This window comes from Variovorax sp. OV700 (assembly GCF_900099805.1).
In the GTDB taxonomy this organism is placed as follows: Bacteria; Pseudomonadota; Gammaproteobacteria; order Burkholderiales; family Burkholderiaceae_C; genus Variovorax.
This window is the reverse complement of record NZ_FNDR01000003.1, coordinates 558,427-577,946: the sequence shown is the minus strand read 5'-3', so window position 1 is coordinate 577,946 and position 19,520 is coordinate 558,427. Positions and strand designations below refer to the sequence as shown.

The window sequence follows — 19,520 nt, the reverse complement described above, 5'->3', positions numbered from 1 at the left end:
GAGTTGCTGCAATGTCCGAGCGAACGTGCCCGGTAACGATTGCTTCAAAGGTTCGCTTGTCAGGCAGTCACCGTTGGAGCAAATTGGTTGCGCAGATGACGCGCCATGAAATTGCGCACCTCGTCGGCGGGCACGGGCTTGCAGAGCCAGTAGCCCTGGGCCTCGTCGCAACCGCGGCTGCGCAAATAGTCGAACTGGGCCGTGGTCTCGATGCCCTCGGCCACCACCTTCATTCGCAGCCCGTGGGCCAGGGTGATGATGCCGTCGATGAGCGCGCGTGCGTCGGCGTCCTGCGAAAGGTCGTTGATGAAGGAGCGGTCGATCTTGACCGTCGACAGCGGAAAGTGCTTCAGATAAGAGAGCGAGGAATAGCCCGTTCCAAAATCGTCGATGGCAAGTCCAACGCCCATCTCTCGAATCGTCCGGAGCAATTGGGTCGCACGCTCGGGGTTGGCCATTACCGCCCCCTCGGTAATTTCCAGCTCCAGCAGCGACGGGTCCAAGCCCGAGTTTTCCAGGACGGACCGAATGTCGGTAATGAGCGTGCGGCTTTCGAACTGGCGCGGCGACAGGTTGACGCTCATCAACACGTCCGGCAAGCCGAATTCCTGCCATGAACGCGAATCGGCGCAGGCTTTCTCCAGCGCCCACTTGCCCAGGGACACGATCAAGCCGATCTCTTCGGCAATCGGAATGAACTGCACCGGCGGAATCATGCCCAGGACCGGGTGGTGCCAGCGCATCAGCGCCTCGACACCGACGATGCGTTGAGTCTGAAGATCCAACTTCGGCTGGTAGTGCATTTCCAGCTCGCCGCGTTCCAGAGCATGGCGCAGCGCGCTTTCCATCATCAGCTGCTCGGTACTCTGCGCGTTCATCTTCGCCGCGTAGAACCGGTAGGTGTTGCGGCCTCTTTCCTTGGCGCGGTACATCGCGGTGTCGGCGTTCTTCAAGAGCGCTTCGGCGTCGCCGCCGTTGTCCGGGTAGACGCTCACGCCAACGCTGGCGGTTACGTGCAGCTCGCGCCCCGCAATCATGAAAGGCTCGGCGCAGCAGGCGAGCACTCTTTCGGCAAGCACCGCGGCATCGTTCGCGCTGGACAGGTTCTCCAGAAGCAGCACGAACTCGTCGCCCCCAAAACGCGCCACGACGTCGGCCTCGCGCAGCAGCGCCGTCAAGCGCTCGCCGCAGATCTTGATCATCTCGTCGCCCACGCCGTGGCCCAGCGTGTCGTTGATGTGCTTGAAGCGATCCAGGTCGACGAATATCACCGCAAACTGCTTCTCGTGACGGTTGCTGCGCTTGATGGCGCGAACCAGCTCGTGTTGCAGCGCGGCGCGGTTGAACAGCCCGGTCAGTTCGTCATGACTGGCCATGAAGCGGAGACTTCTCTCGGCCAGCTTGCGTTGCTTGTACTGGGCGATCTGCAAGGCAATCACTCGCAGCGACTCCAGCGTCTCGGCTTCGACAACGTACGGATTCGAGCCAAAGAGCTCCAGCGCCGTGGTCGAACCGGTGATGACCATGGGCACGATGACGCCGATGGTCAGTCCGGCCTGCCTGGCGCTCACATCGCGCGCAAAATTCTTCGGAGCCGCCTGCGCGTCGATCTGGACGATGCCGCCTGTTTTCCAGGCGCGGCCCAGCGAGCCTTCGTCAGCCGGGTATTCGAGCAAACGACTGTCAGAGACGAACTGCTGCACTGCCAAGGGGATGTCATTGGCATGCCAGGCGGCGGTGCAGCGAACCAAGCCGTCCTCGCCGACGCTCCACAGGGCGCCGCAGTCCCAGCGCAAGTCGGTGCATACGGCTTCCAATGCGAGTGTGATGACCGTCTCGGCCCGGCCATCGCCGGCAAGCAGCCGGGCGATCTTGTATTCGAGCTTCTGGCGCAAGGCATCCTTGCGCGGCCGCGTAGCGTCGCGCACGGTGCCGCGCACCAGCGTCTTTCCGTCTTCCACGGCCGACTGCGCGATGACGTGGAGCCAGCGTTCGGTGCCATCGGGCAGGCACAGGCGGTGCTCGAATTCGCTGCGCTCCATGGACTGCGAGGCCAGTGCGATCTGCTCTTCGACCGCGGCGCGTTCCGCGGGTGGAACCCGCGAGAGCAGCGCGGGCAGGTCCGGCTGCGAAGAGCCGGGTTCAAAGCCCAGGATGCGCCGAGCTTCGTCGGAGCATTGCAGGGCTCCGGTTTGGGGATCGAGGATCCAGCTGCCCAGGCTTGCCAGGTGCTGGGCCTCTTCCAACTGCCGCTCGCTGGTGCGCAGGTGAACGGTCATCTTGTTGGCCAGAACCTGGGCTCGGCTGCGCGAGGTGGTCAACGAAAAAACGATGCCGGCAAGCAGCATGCTGGTGGCCAGCCCGCCAAAGACGATGAACCACGGAATGGCCCTGTCGAGGGGGCCGAAGACCTGGTTTTCGTCTTGGGCGACCTCCACGAGCCAGGAATGGCCGCCCAGCTCGAAGCCGAGCATGCGCTCGAGGCTGTGCGCCGGGGCCGAAGCACTGGGCTTCGCCAAGGCCCCGCTGTCGAACATCAATTGCCGCTCTCCGAATGAGGTTGGCGTTACGAATCGCGTCTCGACGCGTGTCCCGATCGCTCCCTTGCCCGGCCCCGCGTCGATCAGGCGCAACCGGAAGGTCCTTGCGGCAGGGGCGCCCACCACGTCGCTCAGCATCCCTGCGATGCTGAAGCCCGCGCCCACCGATCCGATATAGGCACTGCGCCGCTGCTCGAGCGTGTCGAGCGGTTGTCTTGGGCGATAGACCGGCAGCCGCATCGCCAATCCGATGTCGGACTCGCGGCCCGCGATGCGGACCTTGCGGCCGGACATGACGAGCCCGCCGGTGTCGCGCCCCTGCTCGAGCGCGTCTCCCCTGTCGGGCATCGCGCCCAGGTCATTGCCGATCAGCCTCTCGTTCCCGGCCCGCGGTTCGATGTAAACCAACGGGTAGTACGTGTCCCGCTCACCGGGCGGCTTGATGGCAAAGGCGGAGGCAACGCCAGCGGCAAGGCTGGCATCGCCGCGGACCTGTTGCTCGAAGGCCTGCTTGTCGTTGGCCAAAATGCGGGGCGCATAGTTGACGGCCTGGAAACCGGGGTAGGCGCTCGCCAGGTTCAGCCCTGCGACGTAGTCCGTGAAGTCGCTTCGCGTAACGGGCTCGGAGGTGTTGAATCGCGCACGCAGGCCGATCAGCACGGCAATGTAGTCGTCGAAGCGGGCTTCGACCTTTCGCGCCAGGTCGAAGGCGGCTGCGTCGAAGCGCGCCTGGGCACTGCGTCCGATCTCCTGGCGGGCGGAGACGGCGAGGGCGATCGCTAGCGCCGCGCCGGCAACGAAAATTACCAGCGGCAAGCGAATCCTGACCCAGACGGACAATGACATTGGATTCGACTCCCGTCGTTGCACAGACCGGTTGGCTCTGGGTGCTGCAATGCAGCACGGAGAGAACGCAGCATTTTGTATTGTTTTGTCGCAATATATACAAAGGTTACCGAAACGTCACGCGATTTGTCCTACCCACAGTCGGGTCATGGCGCGGACGACTTGACCGAACTTCGGCAGTTCGCGTTTTTGCGTGCTTGGTTGAGCATTGCGCCTCCCTAATTCGCACCTAAGTCTTTTGCCTTTTGACTGACACAGGGCAAACCTAGATTCGTTCGCGGTCCTCAGCGCCGACGCACCCTGCGCGGCGCTGCGTCATGCCCCTCCCACGCCGAAAGAACGAATTGAATAGAGAAGCCACTCCAAACATCAGATCCTGTTTGCTGTACCCCACCCTGACCGTGCTCGCAGCGTCGCTGCTGGCCGCGTGCGGAGGCGGCGACAACGGCACAGGCCAGTTCGCGTTTCTGCCGCCCGCGAACCAGCCCGGCACGAGCCAACCCGCCGGCCCCGGCAACACCACCTTCAGCGGTGTGCTCACGGCCAGCGCCTTCAAGCCCGGCAGCAGCGCCGACCCGGTAATCGGCGCCGGCTACTACGCCGGCGCCACCGTCTGCGTGGACGCCAACGGCAATGGCCGCTGCGACACCGGCGAGCCTGCGGCGGTCACAGATGCCAATGGCAAGTTCAGCCTTTCGCTCTCCGGCGCGTCGGCACTCATTGCTGACATCGGCACCAACGCCAAGAACACCGCAACCAACACCAACGTGGCCACGCGCGAAGTGCTGCGCGTCATGCTCGATCAAGTGCAGGAGCAAGGCACGGCGGTGGTGGTGAGCCCGCTGTCGTCCGAAGTGGCGCGGCTGGTCGAGGCCAACGGCACAAGCTATGCCGTCGAGAAGCAGAACCTGGCCACGCGCCTGGGCGTGCCCGTCGCCTCCCTGCTCGGCGACGTCAACGCCGCCAGCGGCACCGTGCAGACCGCCTTGCTCAACGAAGCCAATGCGCTGAACAACCGCTTCGCCTACGCCACCACCAAGCTCGATCGCGGCGACAAGTTCCCTGATGCGCTGGCCAACCCCGGCGGCGATCCGCGCCTGACCGGCATGGCCGGCGTGACCACGGCCACGGCCAACGTGGTGGACAACCGCAAGCCGATCACCTTCCTGCAGTCGCAGCAGGCGGCTTTCAACGTCGAAGGCATTCCGCGCTACGACAACATCTTCATCGTGATGCTGGAAAACAAGGCCACGATGTCGATCCTGAACTCGGCCTACGCGCCCAAGATCAACGGCTACCTGAAGGCCGGCAACCAGCTGGTGAGCTACTACGCCACCGGCAACCCGAGCGAGCCCAACTACACGGCGCTGGGCGGTGCGGACGACTGGGGCATTACCGACGACAGCCAGTGGAACTGCGACGCGACCGGCACCAATGCCGTGCAGGACACTCCCGTGCCCGACAACACGCAGCCCGGCCTGTCCAAGTCGCCGTTCGCAGCCACCTGCACGCAGGCCGCCGCGGTGAACCACAACATCGTGGGCAAGCCCAACCTGTTCAATGCAATGACGAGTGCCGGCCTGACCTGGCGCACGTACAGCGAGTCGATGAACCCGGGCCAGGACTTCCGCACCGACAGCGTGGCCGATGCGGCCGTTACCGCCAAGGACAACGTCTATGCACCGGGCACGCTGGGCGGCAACACCACGGCCATTGGCGACGCCACGCTCACGCTGCCGCTGCCCGCGGGCCTGTACAAGACCAAGCACCACCCCGGCATGGCCTACCAGAACGTGCGCAGCGCGCCCGAATGGAAGTACAGCAACCGCACCATGGGCGGCGGCCAGTGGGACGCCACGCTGAAGAACAGCACCGACTACGCCATTCCCGCCAGCTACGACTACGACCAGCTCGGCGCCGACCTGGCGAGCGGCAACGTCGGCAACCTGAACTTCCTGGTGCCCGACCAGTGCGACGACATGCACGGCATCAGCGTGAAGGGCACCGGCGGCGTCGGCACCGCGAGCGACTGCGGCAGCGTGGCGAACAACGTGTCGGCCACGGCCGTCTCGCCGATCATCACGCGCGGCGACAACTACGTCGATTTCACGGTGAAGCGCATCCAGGCTTCACCGCTGTGGCAGAACCCGCAGAAGCGCGTGGCCATCGTGCTGATGTTCGACGAAGGCAGTGCCACCAGCGGCTTCAACTCCTGCTGCGGCTGGAACGTGTCGAACAGCACGGTCGCCAACCCGGTCAAGCAGAACGCGGACGGCACCTGGTCGGTGGACGCGACCATCAACAACTACACCAAGGGCAACCGCGGCCACGGCGAGAGCATCTTCGGCATCCTGACCAACAAGGCCAACGCACCCAAGGGCGTGTCCGACAGCGACGCCTACAGCCACTTCTCGTTCGTGCGCACGCTGCAGGACATGTTTCAGCTGGCCGACCCGGTGGCCGACGGTTCGTACATGAACCGCTCGAAGTACACCGAGGCCTTCATCGCCGAGAACATCATGAACCTGCCGGAATACGCAGGCAGCGCGGACACGCACTTCGACAGCGTGCGGCCGATCAACCACGCCTTCGTGATTCCGGCGAGCTATACGCAGAAGCAGTCGGGCGACGTGTCGACCACGGCGCAGGTCGGGCCCGATGCCAACCAGCTGAATGTCTGGTCGCTGAAGCAATGAGGGCGCTCTGTGCGGCGGGCATCGCAGGCGCGATGCTCGTCGTCGCATGCGGCGGCAGCGGCAGCGGCCCTGCCGTCGCGTTGCCGGGCACGGCCACGGGCGCCATGGCGGGCGCATCCGCACCCGCACCCGCACCTGCATCCGCATCTCCGACGGCGGCATCCGCGCCGTCCAGCACACTGAGCCTTGCGGCGCAGGTGGGCCAGAAGATGTTCTTCGACAAGAGCCTCTCGGGCTCCGGCGCCATGTCTTGTGCCAGCTGCCACGACCCGGCGCATGCGCATGCGCCGGCCAACGACCTGTCGGTGCAGCTCGGCGGCGTGCACATGGACCAGGCCGGCCTGCGTGCCGTGCCTTCGCTGCGCTACAAGGACATCACCCCGCCCTACGCCGACCTGCTGGACAACCCGGACGGCATCAGCGTGCCGGGCCCGGGCGGCGGCTTCACCGCCGACGGCCGCGCCGACACGCTGGCCGCGCAGGCCCGCATTCCGCTGCTCGACCCGATCGAGATGGCCAACGCCAGCAGCGCCGACGTGGTGAAGAAGCTGCAGGCCGCCGACTACGCGCCGCTCATCGCCAAGGCTTTCGGTGCAAAGGTGTTCGACGACAGCGACGCCGCCTTTGCCAATGCCTTGCTGGCCCTGCAGGCCTACCAGCTCGAGGACAGGAGCTTTCATCCGTACAGCAGCAAGTTCGACCTGTATGCGGGCAACAAGATCGGCGGCACGCTCACGCCTGCGGAAGCGCGCGGCCTCAAGGTGTTTGCCAATCCGGCCACGGGCAACTGCGCGTCGTGCCACTACCAGGGCGCGGGCCTCAACGGCAGCTCGGCGCTGTTCACCGACTTCTCCTACGAGGCAATCGGCGTGCCGCGCAACGCCGGCATTCCCGCCAACAACAACGTGCAGTACTTCGACATGGGCGTGTGCGGCCCGCTGCGCACCGACCACGCGCCGGCCGCGCCCAATGCCGCGAACAGCTTCTGCGGCATGTTCAAGGCGCCAAGCCTGCGCAACGTGGCGACGCGCACGGCCTTCTTCCACAACGGCGTGATGCATTCGCTGGAACAGGTCATCCGCTTCTACAACACGCGCGACACGCAACCCGAGCTCTGGTACCCCACCGTGGGCGGCACGCCCAAGGCGAAGAACGAACCCGGCTTTCCGGGCTACGGCCTCGTCACCACCCAGTACACGGGCGGCAAGGTCCAGAAGTACGACGACCTGCCAGCGGCCTACGCGCCGAACATCGATACCCAGCTGCCGATGGACGGCCGCGCCGCGGGCTCGACGCCTCCCATGTCCGAACAGGACATTGCCGACCTGGTCTGCTTCCTGAACACCTTGAGCGATGCGGACACGAAGCCCGCAACGCCCACGAAGCCAGGTGCATGCGTCAATTGATTCCTTTCTTCTCTCCTTCCATGAACAACGAAAAAATTTCCACGGTGCTGGGCGCGGTTGCGCTGGCCGTGCTCGCCCTGCTCGCTGCGTGCGGCCCGCAGCAGCCCGAAGCCAATCTGCAGAACCTGACGGCCGCGATGAATGCCTACCTGGCGAAGAAGGGCGACCTGTGCCTGGGCAAGACGCAATGGCCCATCGACGTGCCACAGCGGGAAGCGGGCACGCGTTCGCGCAACGCGGTGCAAATGCCGGTGCTGGAGCACGTCGGGCTGGTGAGCGCATCCGCGGCCAAGGTGCAAGACGCCAAGGAAAGCCAACAGCCCACCGAGATCGCCGTCACGCGATATGCGCTGACCGAAGAAGGAAAGAAGTACTTTCACGCGCGCGAAACCCAGGGCGACTTCTGCGCCGCCCACCTGACCCTCGACAAGGTCGTGGGCTGGGAAGCACGCAAGGACGAGAAAGACGCATCCGCCGTCGTTGTCACCTACACCTACAAGATCGATGCCGCGCCGTGGACCGGCGATGCCGACGTGCAAAAGGCTTTTCCGATGATGGACCGCGTGGTGCGCGGGGCCGGCACGATGCAGCTGAAGCAGAACTTCAAGCGCACGCAAACCGGCTGGGTTCCGGAGGGCGTCTGAGCCATGGATGCCGTGCTGCGTTTCTCGCCCGCACTGAGCGACTGGGTGCTGCACAACCTGCGCCAGGGATGCACGCCCGCGCAGGTGGTGGTGGCCATGCGCGCGCAAGACATGCCTCCGGAAGCGGCCAAGGCCATCGTCGATGCCTTTGTCTTCGCGCTGCGCACCGGAAGCCCGGTGCCGACCGATTCGGTGACAGTGACGCCGGCCTATGAACACGAAGCGTCGCGGCTGCCGCCGGGCACGTCGATCCGCACGGCGGACCGGATCGTGCGCGTGGTGGCGCGCGCGGCGCAGCCGTCGCTGGCGGTGCTGAACGATGTGTTCAGTGCCGAGGAGTGCGAAGAGCTGATCGCCCTGGCCAGGCCGCGGCTGGCGCCCTCGACCACCGTCGATCCGCTGACCGGGCGAAACCGCGTGGGCGAACAGCGCAGCAGCCTGGGCATGTTCTTCCGGCTGCGCGAAAACGCCTTCATCGCGCGGCTCGACGAGCGCATGTCCGAGCTCATGAACCTGCCGGTGGAAAACGGCGAGGGCCTGCAGGTGCTGCTCTACCCGGCTGGCGCGCAGAGCCTGCCGCATTTCGATTTTCTGGTGCCGTCGAATGCGGCCAACCAAGCCTCGCTGGAACGCAGCGGCCAGCGCGTGAGCACGCTCGTGGGCTACCTCAACGAGGTGGAAGAAGGCGGCGAAACAGTGTTTCGGGAAACCGGGTGGTCGGTAACGCCGCAACGCGGCAGCGCGGTGTACTTCGAGTACTGCAACAGCCTCGGGCAGGTCGACCACGCATCGCTGCATGCGAGCGGGCTTGTAGTGCGCGGAGAGAAATGGGTGGCGACCAAGTGGATGCGGCAGCGGCGCTTCGTGCCGGCGGGAGAAGCGCCCGGTCCCTGACGAGCGCGGGCGTCCGATGCGTACGGGTTGACTTTTATTTAGATATATCTAAAATAATCTCGACACACCTCGGAAAGGATGCCCGCCATGAGACATTTCCACTTCGGCCACCACCACCATCACCACTGCCACGCCCCCCGTGGCGAACACGAAGACGGCCTTTCCGGCGGCTGCGGCCCCCGCCATGGCGGCGGTGAAGAGCGCATGCACGGAGGAGGCCGCGGCGGACGCGGCGGCGGGCGGGTCTTCGGCCACGGCGGTCTGCGCTTCGTGCTGCTTCAGCTCATCGCCGAGAAGCCGGCGCACGGCTACGAGCTCATCAAGGCCATCGAAGACCGACTGGGCGGAAGCTACGCACCGAGCCCCGGCGTGGTCTACCCCACGCTCACGCTGCTAGAAGAAATGGGCTACCTCAGCGTTGAAACGGCCGACACCGGCGGGCGCAAGCGCTACAGCATCACCGCCAGCGGCCAGGAGTTTCTGGCCGCCAACCGCGACACGGCCGACGCAATGATGGCCCGCATGAACGGCGGCGTCGACGGGGCCGGGCCGCGCGGCGGGCGCCCGCCGCAGGTCACGCGCGCCATCGAGAACCTGAAGCTCGCGATGCGCATGCGCCTCTCGGGCAAGCCCCTCACCGAACAACAAGCCCACGATTTCGCCGCGGTGCTCGACAGCGCCGCCCAGCAACTGGAACGACTCTAGAAAGAATTTTCTTGAATGACTGACTTCACCACCACAACCTCCCCTGTCGGCGCGCCCGACCGCACGCCGCGCCGCGTGCGCCACGAGCTTCGTTTTCGCCAGCTCACCGTGAAGACGGCGCAGCGCATCACGCCGCACCTGATCCGCATCACCCTCACGGGCGACGACCTCGCGGGGTTCACGAGCCTGGGCTTCGACGACCACTCGAAGGTCTTTTTCCCCGATGCCGCAACAGGCCAGCTCACGCTTCCGACTGTCGGCCCAGACGGTCCGGTGTGGCCCGCGAGCGGCCGGCCGACCATGCGCGACTACACGCCGCGCCGGTACGACGCCAAGGCCAACACGCTCGAAATCGACTTCGCGCTACACGAGGCCGGCCCCGCCACCCAATGGGCCGAGCAGGCCAAGCCCGGCGACGTGCTGGGCGTGGGCGGCCCGCGCGGTTCGTTCATCGTGCCGACCGAATTCGACTGGCACTTGCTGATCGGCGACGACACCGCCCTGCCCGCCATCGCCCGGCGCCTGTCCGAGCTGCCGGCCGGCGCGCGGGTGGTGGTGCTGGCAGAGGTCGACAGCGAAGCCGACCAGATTCCGTTCGAGACGCAAGCCGAACTCACGCTGCAATGGGTGCACCGCCGCGGCGCCGAGCCGGGGGTGAGCCCTGTTCTGGTCGATGCGCTCAAGGCGATGAAGCTGCCTGCCGGCGACTTTCATGCGTGGGTGGGATGCGAATCGGCGATTGCTAAGGCGTTGCGCGCGCATCTGGTGGGCGAGCGCGGCGCCAACCCGAAGTGGGTTCGCGCCTCTGGCTACTGGCGGCGCGGCGCAGTGGCCACGCACGATACGCACGACGAGTAAGCGCCTTCGGTTTTGCTCCTTCCCCTTCCGGGGGAAGGTTGGGATGGGGGCACGCGGCCTATGAAAAGGCCGCTATCGCTTGATACGCCGCTTGCCCCCACCCCTGCCCTCCCCCGGAAGGGGAGGGAGAAAGAAAAAAAGAAACTCAGATCCAGCCGGCCCGCTTGAACCGGTAGTAAAGATAACTGCAGGTGCCGCCCATCAGCGCCAAGGCCATCGCATATCCATAGCGCAATTTCAGCTCGGGCATGTGCTCGAAGTTCATGCCCCAGATGCCGGCGAACGCGGTGCACACCGCAAAGATGCTGGCCCAGGCGGCAAGCCGCTTGGTCACTTCGCTCTCCTCGATGGTGACCATCGAAAGGTTCACCGAAATGGCGGTGCCGATGGTGTCGCGCATGGCGTCGATGGAGCCGTTGATGCGCCCGAGGTGATCGGCCACGTCGCGAAAATATTCCTGCGATGTCACGCAGATCTGTGGCACCCGACCACCGTGCAGCTTGCCGGCGGCCTCCACCAGCGGCGCCACCGCGCGCTTGAGAATCAGGCTGCGCCGCTTCAGGTCGTACAGCTGCTTGATCTTGTCGCGCGCCGCGCCGCCTTGCGTAAAGATCTGCTGCTCGATGGATTCCAGCTCCACCTCGAGCGCATCGATCACCGGAAAGTAGCGGTCGACCACCGCATCCATCAGCGCATAAAGCACAAAGCCCGCGCCGTTGCGCAACAGCTCGGGCTCTCGCTCGCAGCGCTCACGCACGCCCAGAAAGCCTTGTTTGCTGCGGTTGCGCACCGAGAGCACGTAGTTCTTGCCCACGAACACGTCGACCTCGCCCACGTTCACCGAATATTCGCCCTCGGCAGCGGGCTCGACCAGGTGCATCACCACGAAGAGGGAGTCGCCATATTCCTCCACCTTGGGCCGCTGGTGGCCATGGTGGGCGTCTTCCACTGCCAGCGGATGCAGGTTGAACTCGTCCTGCATCTGGGCCAGCTCTTCCGGCGTGGCGTCGCTCAGCGCTACCCAGACGAAACAGCCGGGCCGGATGATGTATTCGCTGATGTCCTCCACCGGAATATCGGCGAGCTTGGCGCCGTTCTCATAGGCAACGCAGTTGATCAGCATCGGTACTCGTCCATGGTCAAACTGGATGTGGGGTCAGGTCTTCACCGCATCTGGGTTCGAAGCCGCGGCCAGGAGGGCGGTGGCGGCCAGCGAAGCCTCGATGGCCTCTGTCTCGCCCCTGAGCAGGGCGAGCCCCTTTTCGGCGAACGCCGAGTGGCTTGCAACGTCGGCCCACAGACTCGCGGCGGCTTCGGCGCATGTCAATGATGTGAAGCGGATGCGGCCCTTCGCCAGCTCCACGAAGCGCTTCTCGCGCAGCGGGTCCGCCCGGTCCCAGGCGCCGCCGATGAGCACGCGCCGGCCGCGCTTGACGCGGGGTTCGAGCTCGGCGAAGAAGGGCAGCTTGGCGGTCACCCAGCCTAGCATCCCGGAATTCAACGCGGTGTCGAAGGCTGTTGGGGCGGTGTGCGACTTCGCAAAGTCGCGCAAGGTGCTGAGTTGGTAGAGCACCGGGTCTTTCGCCCCCTTTGCGCTGCTTTCGGCAGGCTTGATGATGGGGGGGCCGTTGCCAGCTCGGCCATCGGGCCGTCTCGACTTGCGCAGGTCGGCAAGCTGGGCCGGCGACATGCAGAGATACAGCGCGGCGAGTTCTGCGGGCAAGGTCGCGGTGTCTGGCAGCGCGTCTGCATCAGGGCCTTTGAATTCATCCGGGTGGACCATGGGCGCCTTGTTCTTCACGCGGGGTTCGCGCCGGCAGATTTTAGAACGGCGGGGTGGACGCTGATTCGCGCCGGCAAGCCGGCCAGGTCGGCCGTCGGCCGAGCCGTCCGGCGTCCCCGATAATCGTCCGAGTGAAAACGACGACTGCGCAACCCTCTCCCTCCACCAGCGACTTCTCCGGGCATACGCCCATGATGTCGCAGTATTTGGGCCTCAAGGCGAACCATCCGGACACCCTGCTGTTCTACCGGATGGGCGATTTCTACGAGCTGTTCTGGGCCGATGCCGAAAAGGCCGCGCGCCTGCTCGACATCACGCTCACCCAGCGCGGCCAGTCGGCCGGGCAGCCGGTGGTGATGTGCGGCGTGCCCTTTCACGCGGTCGACACCTACCTTGCGCGGCTCATCAAGCTCGGCGAATCGGTCGCCATCTGCGAGCAGGTGGGCGAGGTCGGCGCGAGCAAGGGGCCAGTCGAGCGCAAGGTGGTGCGGGTGGTCACGCCCGGCACGCTGACCGACTCGGAGCTGCTCAACGACAAGAGCGAATCGCTGCTGCTCGCGGTGCATGCGGGCACGCGCAACTTCTGCGGGTTGGCCTGGCTCAGCGTCACGGGCGCCGAGCTGCGGCTGGCCGAATGCCCGGCCGACGCGCTCGAAGCCTGGATCGCACGCATCGCACCGAGCGAGCTGCTCTACAGCGCCGAGGTAACGCCCGCCTTCGAGCAGCGCCTGAAGGCCGCGCGCGCGGCCACGCCCTTCACCCTCTCGATCCGCCCGGCCTGGCAGTTCGACGGCGGGCTGGGCGAACGCAAGCTCAGCGAGCAGATGGGCAGCAACAGCCTTGCCGCCTGGAACGCCGAAACGCTTTCCAACGCGCATGCCGCGGCGGCCGCGCTGCTGGGCTATGCCGAGCACACGCAGGGCCGCGCCCTCTCGCACGTGCAGCGCCTTTCGGTGGAGCGCGACGGCGACCTGATCGAGCTGCCACCCACCACGCGGCGCAACCTGGAACTGGTGCAGACGCTGCGCGGCGAAGACTCGCCCACGATGTTCTCGCTGCTGGACACCTGCATGACGGGCATGGGCAGCCGCCTCTTGAAGCGCTGGCTGCTGTCGCCCCGGCGCGACCGCAGCGAGGCGCAGGCGCGGCTCGAAGCCATCGGCGCGCTGCAGTCCACGGTGCTGGGCGGCACGGCCGCGCCCTGGCGCTCGCTGCGCGAGCAGCTCAAGAACACGAGCGACGTGGAGCGCATTGCGGCGCGCATCGCGCTCAGGCAGGTGCGCCCGCGCGAGCTGCTGGCGCTGCGCCTGGCACTCGCCAAGGCCGAGCAGTTGGCGCCGCTTTTGCCCGCCTCGGCCGCGCTGCTCGACCGGATTGCCGAGCGGCTCGCGCCCCCGCCGGGCTGCGCCGACCTGCTGGTGAGCGCCATCAAGCCCGATCCGTCGGCGCTGGTGCGCGATGGCGGGGTGATCGCCACCGGCCACGACGCCGAGCTCGACGAGCTGCGCGCGATCAGCGAGAACTGCGACGACTTCCTGCTGAAGCTCGAAATCAGCGAACGCGAGCGCACCGGCATCAGCAACCTGCGGGTGCAGTTCAATCGCGTGCATGGCTTCTACATCGAGGTGACGCAAAGCGCGCTCTCGAAGGTGCCCGACAACTACCGCCGCCGCCAGACGCTGAAGAACGCCGAGCGCTTCATCACGCCCGAGCTCAAGACTTTCGAAGACAAGGCGCTGAGCGCGCAAGACCGCGCCCTGGCGCGCGAGAAATGGCTCTACGAACAGCTGCTCGATGCGCTGCAGCCCTCGGTGCCGGCGCTCACGCAACTGGCCGGTGCCATTGCCACGCTCGACACGCTGTGCGCGCTGGCGGAGCGTTCGCACACGCTGCACTGGCGCGCGCCGAGCTTCGTCTCACACCCCTGCATCGAGATCCAGCAGGGCCGCCACCCGGTGGTGGAAGCGCGGCTGGCCGAAAAGTCGTCGGGCGGCTTCATTGCCAACGACACGCAGCTCGGGCCGCAGCAGCGCATGCAGATCATCACCGGCCCCAACATGGGCGGCAAGTCGACCTACATGCGGCAGGTGGCGATCATCGTGCTGCTGGCTTCCATCGGCTCGCACGTGCCGGCCGCGGCCTGCCGGCTCGGGCCGATCGACGCGATCCACACGCGCATCGGCGCGGCGGACGACCTGGCCAACGCGCAGTCGACCTTCATGCTCGAAATGACCGAGGCCGCGCAAATCTTGCACGGCGCCACCGCCCAATCGCTGGTGCTGATGGACGAAATCGGCCGCGGCACCAGCACCTTCGACGGGCTGGCGCTGGCGGCCGGCATCGCGGCTCAGCTGCACGACCGCAGCAAGGCGTTCACGCTCTTTGCCACCCACTACTTCGAGCTGACCGAATTCCCGGCCACGCACCACTCTGCAGTGAACATGCATGTGAGCGCCACCGAAGCGGGCCGCGACATCGTGTTTCTGCACGAAATGCAGCCCGGTCCGGCCAGCAAGAGCTACGGCATCCAGGTGGCGCGGCTCGCCGGCATGCCTGCCGCGGTGGTCAACCATGCGCGGCAGGCGCTGGAGGCACTTGAATCGCAGCATGCGCAAACTCGTGCACAGGTCGACCTGTTTGCACCGCCACCCGCGGCTGAAACTCCCATGGCCAGCGCCGTAGAATCCGCGCTGGCTGCACTCGACCCCGACACGATGAGCCCGCGCGAAGCCCTCGACGCGCTCTATGCCCTCCAAAAACTGAACACGCGTGAACGCAGTGCCGCCTGAGCGGGCCTGATTCATGCGAGACGAACTCATGACTTACTGCGTAGGCATCAAACTCAACGCCGGCCTGGTGTTTCTTTCCGACTCGCGCACCAACGCGGGCGTGGACCACATCAGCACCTTCCGCAAGATGATCGTCTACGAGCAGCCCGGCGACCGCGTCATGGTGCTGCTGTCGGCGGGCAACCTGAGCATCTCGCAGTCGGTGCGCGAAATCCTCCAGATCGAGGAACTGCGCGAAACCCGCGAAGACGGCACTCAGGGCGCCCCCATCACCATCTGGAACGCCAAGAGCATGTTCGACGCCGCGCGCGTGCTCGGCTCGGCCGTGCGCCACGTGTACGACCGCGACGCCGAGGCGCTCAAGCATGCGGGCCTCGACTTCAACGTGTCCTTCATCTTCGGCGGACAGGTCAAGGGTGAAGGCATGCGCCTGTTCCTGGTCTACGCGGCCGGCAACTTCATCGAGGCCACCACCGAGACGCCCTACTTCCAGGTCGGCGAATCGAAATACGGCAAGCCCGTGCTCGACCGCGTGCTCACGCCCGAAACCCCGCTCGATGAAGCCGCCAAGTGCGCGCTGGTGTCGATGGACTCGACCATGAAGTCGAACCTTTCGGTCGGCCTGCCGCTCGACCTGGTGGTGTACGAGGCCAACAAGTTCGAGACCGACCGCGTGATCTGCATCGACGCCGACAACCCCTACTACCGCATGATGCACAACAGCTGGGGCCAGAAGCTGCGCGAGGTGTTCGACAGCATCGAAGACCCGGTGTGGGACGACGCCGCCACCGAGCATCCGCTGAAGATGCCGGCAACCCGCCACAGCCCGCTGCGGAAAATCTCCACGCCCGACGAAAAGCTGATCTGAACCCCGTGCCTCCGGTCGTTTTTTCGCACGGCAACAGCTTCCCTGCGAGTACCTACCGCGTCGTTCTCGACAGCCTGCGCAACCGCGGCTTCGAGGTCGATGCCATCGAGAAGTTCGGCCACGACCCGAAATACCCTGTCACCGACAACTGGCCGCACCTGGTGCAGCAGCTGGCCGACTTTGCCCGGCAGCACGCCGACCGCGCCGGCAAGCCGGTGTTTTTGGTCGGCCATTCGTTCGGCGGTTTCCTGAGCCTGATGTGCGCGGCCATGCATCCGGCGCTCGCCTGCGGCGTGGTGCTGCTCGACTCCCCCGTTCTCGGTGGCTGGCGTGCCAACACGCTGAACCTGGTCAAGCGCACCCCGCTGATGAAGACCGTGTCGCCCGGCGCCGTGAGCCGCCGGCGCAAGAACCGCTGGGCGCACCGCGAAGAAGTGTTCGAGCACTTTCGCGGCAAGAAGGCCTTTGCCAAGTGGGACGAGCAGGTGCTGCACGACTACATCGACCACGGCACTTTCGACAGCGAGGACACCCGCGAGCTGAGCTTCGATCGCAACGTGGAAACCGCGATCTACAACACCCTGCCCCACAATCTCAGCGCGCTGTTGCGACGCAATCCGCTCAAGTGCAAGGTGGCTTTCATCGGCGGGCGCCAGTCGGCCGAGATGAAGCAGGTGGGCATGAAGATGACCCAGCAGGTCACCAAGGGGCGCATTGCCATGCTCGACGGCACGCATCTCTTTCCCATGGAAAAGCCGCTCGCCACCGCCGCGGCCATCGAGGCGTCGCTGCGCAACCTGCTGGGCTGATCGCCAAAGCAAGAACGACCTACTGGCTTCCACCGATCAGAATGCCGGCACATGTCCATTTCCCGACCGGAAATCGTTGAAGCCGTTTCCCTGAGTCCCTCGCTGGTGGTCGAAGACGACCCGGCGATGCGCGAGCGCCTGGGCCGCGTGCTGTCGACGCTCGGCTGCGACGAGCCGCAGATCGCCTGGGCCGACAGCGTTGCCACGGCCAAGAAAATGCTCGAGGCCCAGAGCTTTGGCGTCGCGCTGGTCGACATCGGCCTGCCGGACGGCAGCGGCGTCGAACTGATCGACTGGATGCAGGCGACGCATCCCAAGGTGCCGGCGGTGGTGATCTCGGCCTGGCGGACCGAGGAAACCATCTTCGCGGCGCTGCGTGCCGGCGCCATCGGCTACCTGCTGAAGGAGCGCGACGACCTCGAACTGAGCATTGCGCTGCGCAGCATCGAGCAAGGGGGCGCGCCGATCGATCCGGCCATTGCGCGCCATATCCTCGGCTGGCTTGCAGCGCAGCAATCGTCGCCATCCGCCGTGTTGGCGGCCGATGCGCCCGTCCCACCGCCTGCCCCGCTTGCGGTTGCGCTGACCCCGCGGGAGCGAAAGATCCTCGAACTCGTGTCGCAGGGGCTGAGCAATCGCGACATGGCCGAATCGCTGTCGATCTCCAAGTTGACGGTCGAGTGCCACACCAAGAACATCTACCGAAAGCTGGCCGTCAACTCCCGCACCGAGGCGGTCTATCAGGCCCGAAGGCACGGCTTGCTGCACTGACCGGTGCTTGCGGCATCCCTGCGCGCTTCACCATGAGTAACCCGCCTGAACGCGAGCGGCCATGCGATTGCTGCTGCCGCTGCTGGTGGCAGTGGAGACGCCCAGCCCCAGGTTCAGGTTGTCATTGACCTGATAGCCGAAAGCGAAGCCGATGGCCGATGCCCCGGCGTAGTTGCCCACGGCGGCACCCATCCATTTCTTGCCCACCGACAACGTCGGCATCGACGGCATCGCCAGCGCCGCAGCGACGCCCTGCGCTGCAAAGGCGTTTGCCTGGCTTGTCGCATTGCTCACCGCCTGCTGCAACTGGTTGACGTTGACGGCATCGGTGCCCAGCAAGCCGGGGGCGACATTCGCAATGCCGCGCAGCTGGCCGGTGGCCGCGTTGCCTACCGAGACGGTGTTGTCGCGATCCGCCACCGAGCCCTGTCCCAGCGCGACCGCATTGCTGCCCGAAGCCAGTGTGTTGGCCCCCAGCGCCACGGCGTTGTTGCCGGTGGCCACCGCATTGTTGCCCACGGCGGTGGTGGGATCGGCCAGCGCCCTGGCGCCGGCGCCGATGGCGACCGAGCCCGCATGGCTGGCTTGCGCGCCGTTCCCGATGGCGACGGTGTTTTCGCCATTGGCCTGCGCGTTGGTGCCCATCGACGTGCTGCCGGCACCGCTAGCGCTGGCCCCGGGCCCGCAGGCCACGGCGCCACCCGCGCCCACCGCGCACACACCGCTGGCCAATGCCTGGTTCATCAGGGCCTGCAATGCGGTGACCTGCTGAACGGTGAAGTTGTTTGCCGTGGTGACGGCGGTCTGTTGGGCCTGCTGCACCTGGCCGACATTGGCGGCATCCGTCGTAACCTGACCCGCGCCGACATTGCTGATGGTGGTGCCAGCACCGCCGTTGGCATTGAGTTGCAGCGAAGTGCCCCCCGCACCGTACTGCGCCGAGTTCTGGGCCAGGCCAAGCGCGGAGTTGGCCGTTGTCTGTGCCGCGCCCGCAGCACCCACGGCTGCGTTGGCAGTGGTTTGTGCAGCAGAGGCGGCGGTTTGTGCCGCGGAGGCGGTGGATGCCGCGGTGTTGGCGGTCTGCTGCACGGTGAACAGCTGACTGCCGTTGACGGCGTCGGTGCTCGTGGCGGTCACCGACCCCGCGCTGACATTGACCAGGCCGCGCGTCTGCCCCGCAGTCCCGAAAGACACCGTGTTGGCCGCCGTGGCAACAGAATTCGCACCGATGGCCACGCTGCCATTCGCGCCGCTCGCGACCTGGCTGCCGGACCCGATCGCCACGCTGCCCGTGGCCAATGCGGCCGCGCCCGAAGCGCCGCCGTTGGCGCCACCGATCGCGGTGCTGCCGTTGCCGGATGCCACGGCGCCCTGGCTGGTGCCGGAGGCGCTCCCGATGGCGATCGCCGCATTGCCCGAAGCCTGCGCGCCGCTGCCGCCCGCCTGGCCGGTGCTGCCGCAACAACCGTCGGTGCCCGCGCCTCCCGCGCCGAGCGCGATCGCGCCGCCCGCCGAGGCCTGGGCGCCGCGTCCCCCTGCGCCGCCCGTTCCCCCCGCTTCGCCCAGTGCGCCAGCACCGCCGCCCCCGACGGCGGTTGCGCCGCTTGCGGTTGCGCTGGCTCCCGCCCCGCCCGCGCCGCCGACGCCTCCCGCAGTTCCGATGCCGCCATCACCGCCCGCACCGACCGCCGTGGCCCCGTTTCCCGAGATGATGGCCGCGGCGCCTCCGGCGCCTTCCGTCCCGTTGTTGGTTGCAGGGCCGTCATTGCCCGCCGTGCCACCTGCGAATCCTGCCGCGTAGGCGCTTCCTGCGACCAGCAACGCAATCGCAGGCAGATGCCGAAGTTTGCGCAACCCTTGACGGGTGCCATTGGTGCCGATCTGGACTGGCATGGACTTCCTCATTTTTCG

Annotated in this window: 14 protein-coding genes; 10 read left to right on the top strand and 4 right to left on the bottom strand. The window is 66.3% G+C overall.

The window, feature by feature from the left end:
* Nucleotides 1-59 precede the first annotated feature (59 nt).
* Nucleotides 60-3,386 (bottom strand): bifunctional diguanylate cyclase/phosphodiesterase, encoded by a 3,327-nt coding sequence (locus tag BLR24_RS09675; RefSeq protein WP_093016186.1) that lies wholly within the window; start codon nt 3,384-3,386, stop codon nt 60-62.
* A gap of 380 nt (nt 3,387-3,766) precedes the next feature.
* Here BLR24_RS09675 and BLR24_RS09670 point away from each other — a divergent pair, with 380 nt between their 5' ends.
* The 6 genes from BLR24_RS09670 to BLR24_RS09645 all read left to right on the top strand — a co-directional run bounded on the left by BLR24_RS09670 (nt 3,767) and on the right by BLR24_RS09645 (nt 10,589).
* Nucleotides 3,767-6,082 carry a phosphoesterase gene (locus BLR24_RS09670; RefSeq protein WP_093016184.1) on the top strand — a complete coding sequence of 772 codons (2,316 nt, stop codon included), beginning with the start codon at nt 3,767-3,769 and terminating at the stop codon, nt 6,080-6,082.
* Nucleotides 6,079-7,488, top strand: a complete 1,410-nt coding sequence (locus BLR24_RS09665) for a cytochrome-c peroxidase (RefSeq protein WP_093016182.1) — start codon at nt 6,079-6,081, stop codon at nt 7,486-7,488. The genes BLR24_RS09670 and BLR24_RS09665 overlap by 4 nt, the downstream gene beginning before the upstream one ends.
* 20 nt (nt 7,489-7,508) lie before the next feature.
* Nucleotides 7,509-8,132 carry a hypothetical protein gene (locus tag BLR24_RS09660; protein ID WP_093016180.1) on the top strand — a complete coding sequence of 208 codons (624 nt, stop codon included), beginning with the start codon at nt 7,509-7,511 and terminating at the stop codon, nt 8,130-8,132.
* A 3-nt stretch (nt 8,133-8,135) separates the two neighbouring features.
* Nucleotides 8,136-9,026 carry a 2OG-Fe(II) oxygenase gene (locus BLR24_RS09655; protein WP_093016178.1) on the top strand — a complete coding sequence of 297 codons (891 nt, stop codon included), beginning with the start codon at nt 8,136-8,138 and terminating at the stop codon, nt 9,024-9,026.
* A gap of 87 nt (nt 9,027-9,113) precedes the next feature.
* Nucleotides 9,114-9,731 carry a PadR family transcriptional regulator gene (locus BLR24_RS09650; protein WP_093016346.1) on the top strand — a complete coding sequence of 206 codons (618 nt, stop codon included), beginning with the start codon at nt 9,114-9,116 and terminating at the stop codon, nt 9,729-9,731.
* 15 nt (nt 9,732-9,746) lie between these two features.
* A complete protein-coding gene (locus BLR24_RS09645; protein WP_093016176.1) occupies nt 9,747-10,589 on the top strand; it encodes a siderophore-interacting protein in 843 nt (280 codons plus the stop codon).
* Between the two features lie 145 nt (nt 10,590-10,734).
* Here BLR24_RS09645 and BLR24_RS09640 read toward each other — a convergent pair whose 3' ends face one another.
* Complete coding sequence (locus BLR24_RS09640) at nt 10,735-11,712, bottom strand: magnesium and cobalt transport protein CorA (RefSeq protein ID WP_093016174.1); 978 nt, start codon at nt 11,710-11,712, stop codon at nt 10,735-10,737.
* Nucleotides 11,713-11,745: 33 nt separating this feature from the next.
* Nucleotides 11,746-12,372 (bottom strand): hypothetical protein, encoded by a 627-nt coding sequence (locus tag BLR24_RS09635; RefSeq protein ID WP_093016344.1) that lies wholly within the window; start codon nt 12,370-12,372, stop codon nt 11,746-11,748.
* A gap of 131 nt (nt 12,373-12,503) precedes the next feature.
* Between BLR24_RS09635 and mutS the strand changes: the two genes are divergently transcribed.
* Genes mutS through BLR24_RS09615 form a run of 4 tightly spaced genes read left to right on the top strand, consistent with a single transcriptional unit; the run spans nt 12,504 to nt 17,609 of the window.
* Nucleotides 12,504-15,161, top strand: coding sequence for a DNA mismatch repair protein MutS (mutS, locus tag BLR24_RS09630; protein WP_093016172.1), 2,658 nt, complete (start codon nt 12,504-12,506; stop codon nt 15,159-15,161).
* 28 nt (nt 15,162-15,189) lie between these two features.
* Complete coding sequence (locus BLR24_RS09625) at nt 15,190-16,029, top strand: proteasome-type protease (protein ID WP_093016342.1); 840 nt, start codon at nt 15,190-15,192, stop codon at nt 16,027-16,029.
* A gap of 5 nt (nt 16,030-16,034) precedes the next feature.
* Nucleotides 16,035-16,838: an alpha/beta fold hydrolase gene (locus tag BLR24_RS09620; RefSeq protein WP_093016169.1), complete on the top strand. Its 804-nt coding sequence runs from the start codon at nt 16,035-16,037 to the stop codon at nt 16,836-16,838.
* Between the two features lie 51 nt (nt 16,839-16,889).
* Entirely contained in the window at nt 16,890-17,609 is a 720-nt protein-coding gene (locus BLR24_RS09615; RefSeq protein WP_093016166.1) for a response regulator transcription factor, read from the top strand.
* A 27-nt stretch (nt 17,610-17,636) separates the two neighbouring features.
* On the opposite strand, the gene BLR24_RS09610 is transcribed toward BLR24_RS09615, so the two are convergent.
* The gene (locus tag BLR24_RS09610; protein ID WP_093016163.1) at nt 17,637-19,502 is read right to left on the bottom strand and encodes a YadA family autotransporter adhesin; all 1,866 of its coding nucleotides are present in this window, start codon (nt 19,500-19,502) and stop codon (nt 17,637-17,639) included.
* Between the last annotated feature and the right edge of the window lie 18 nt (nt 19,503-19,520).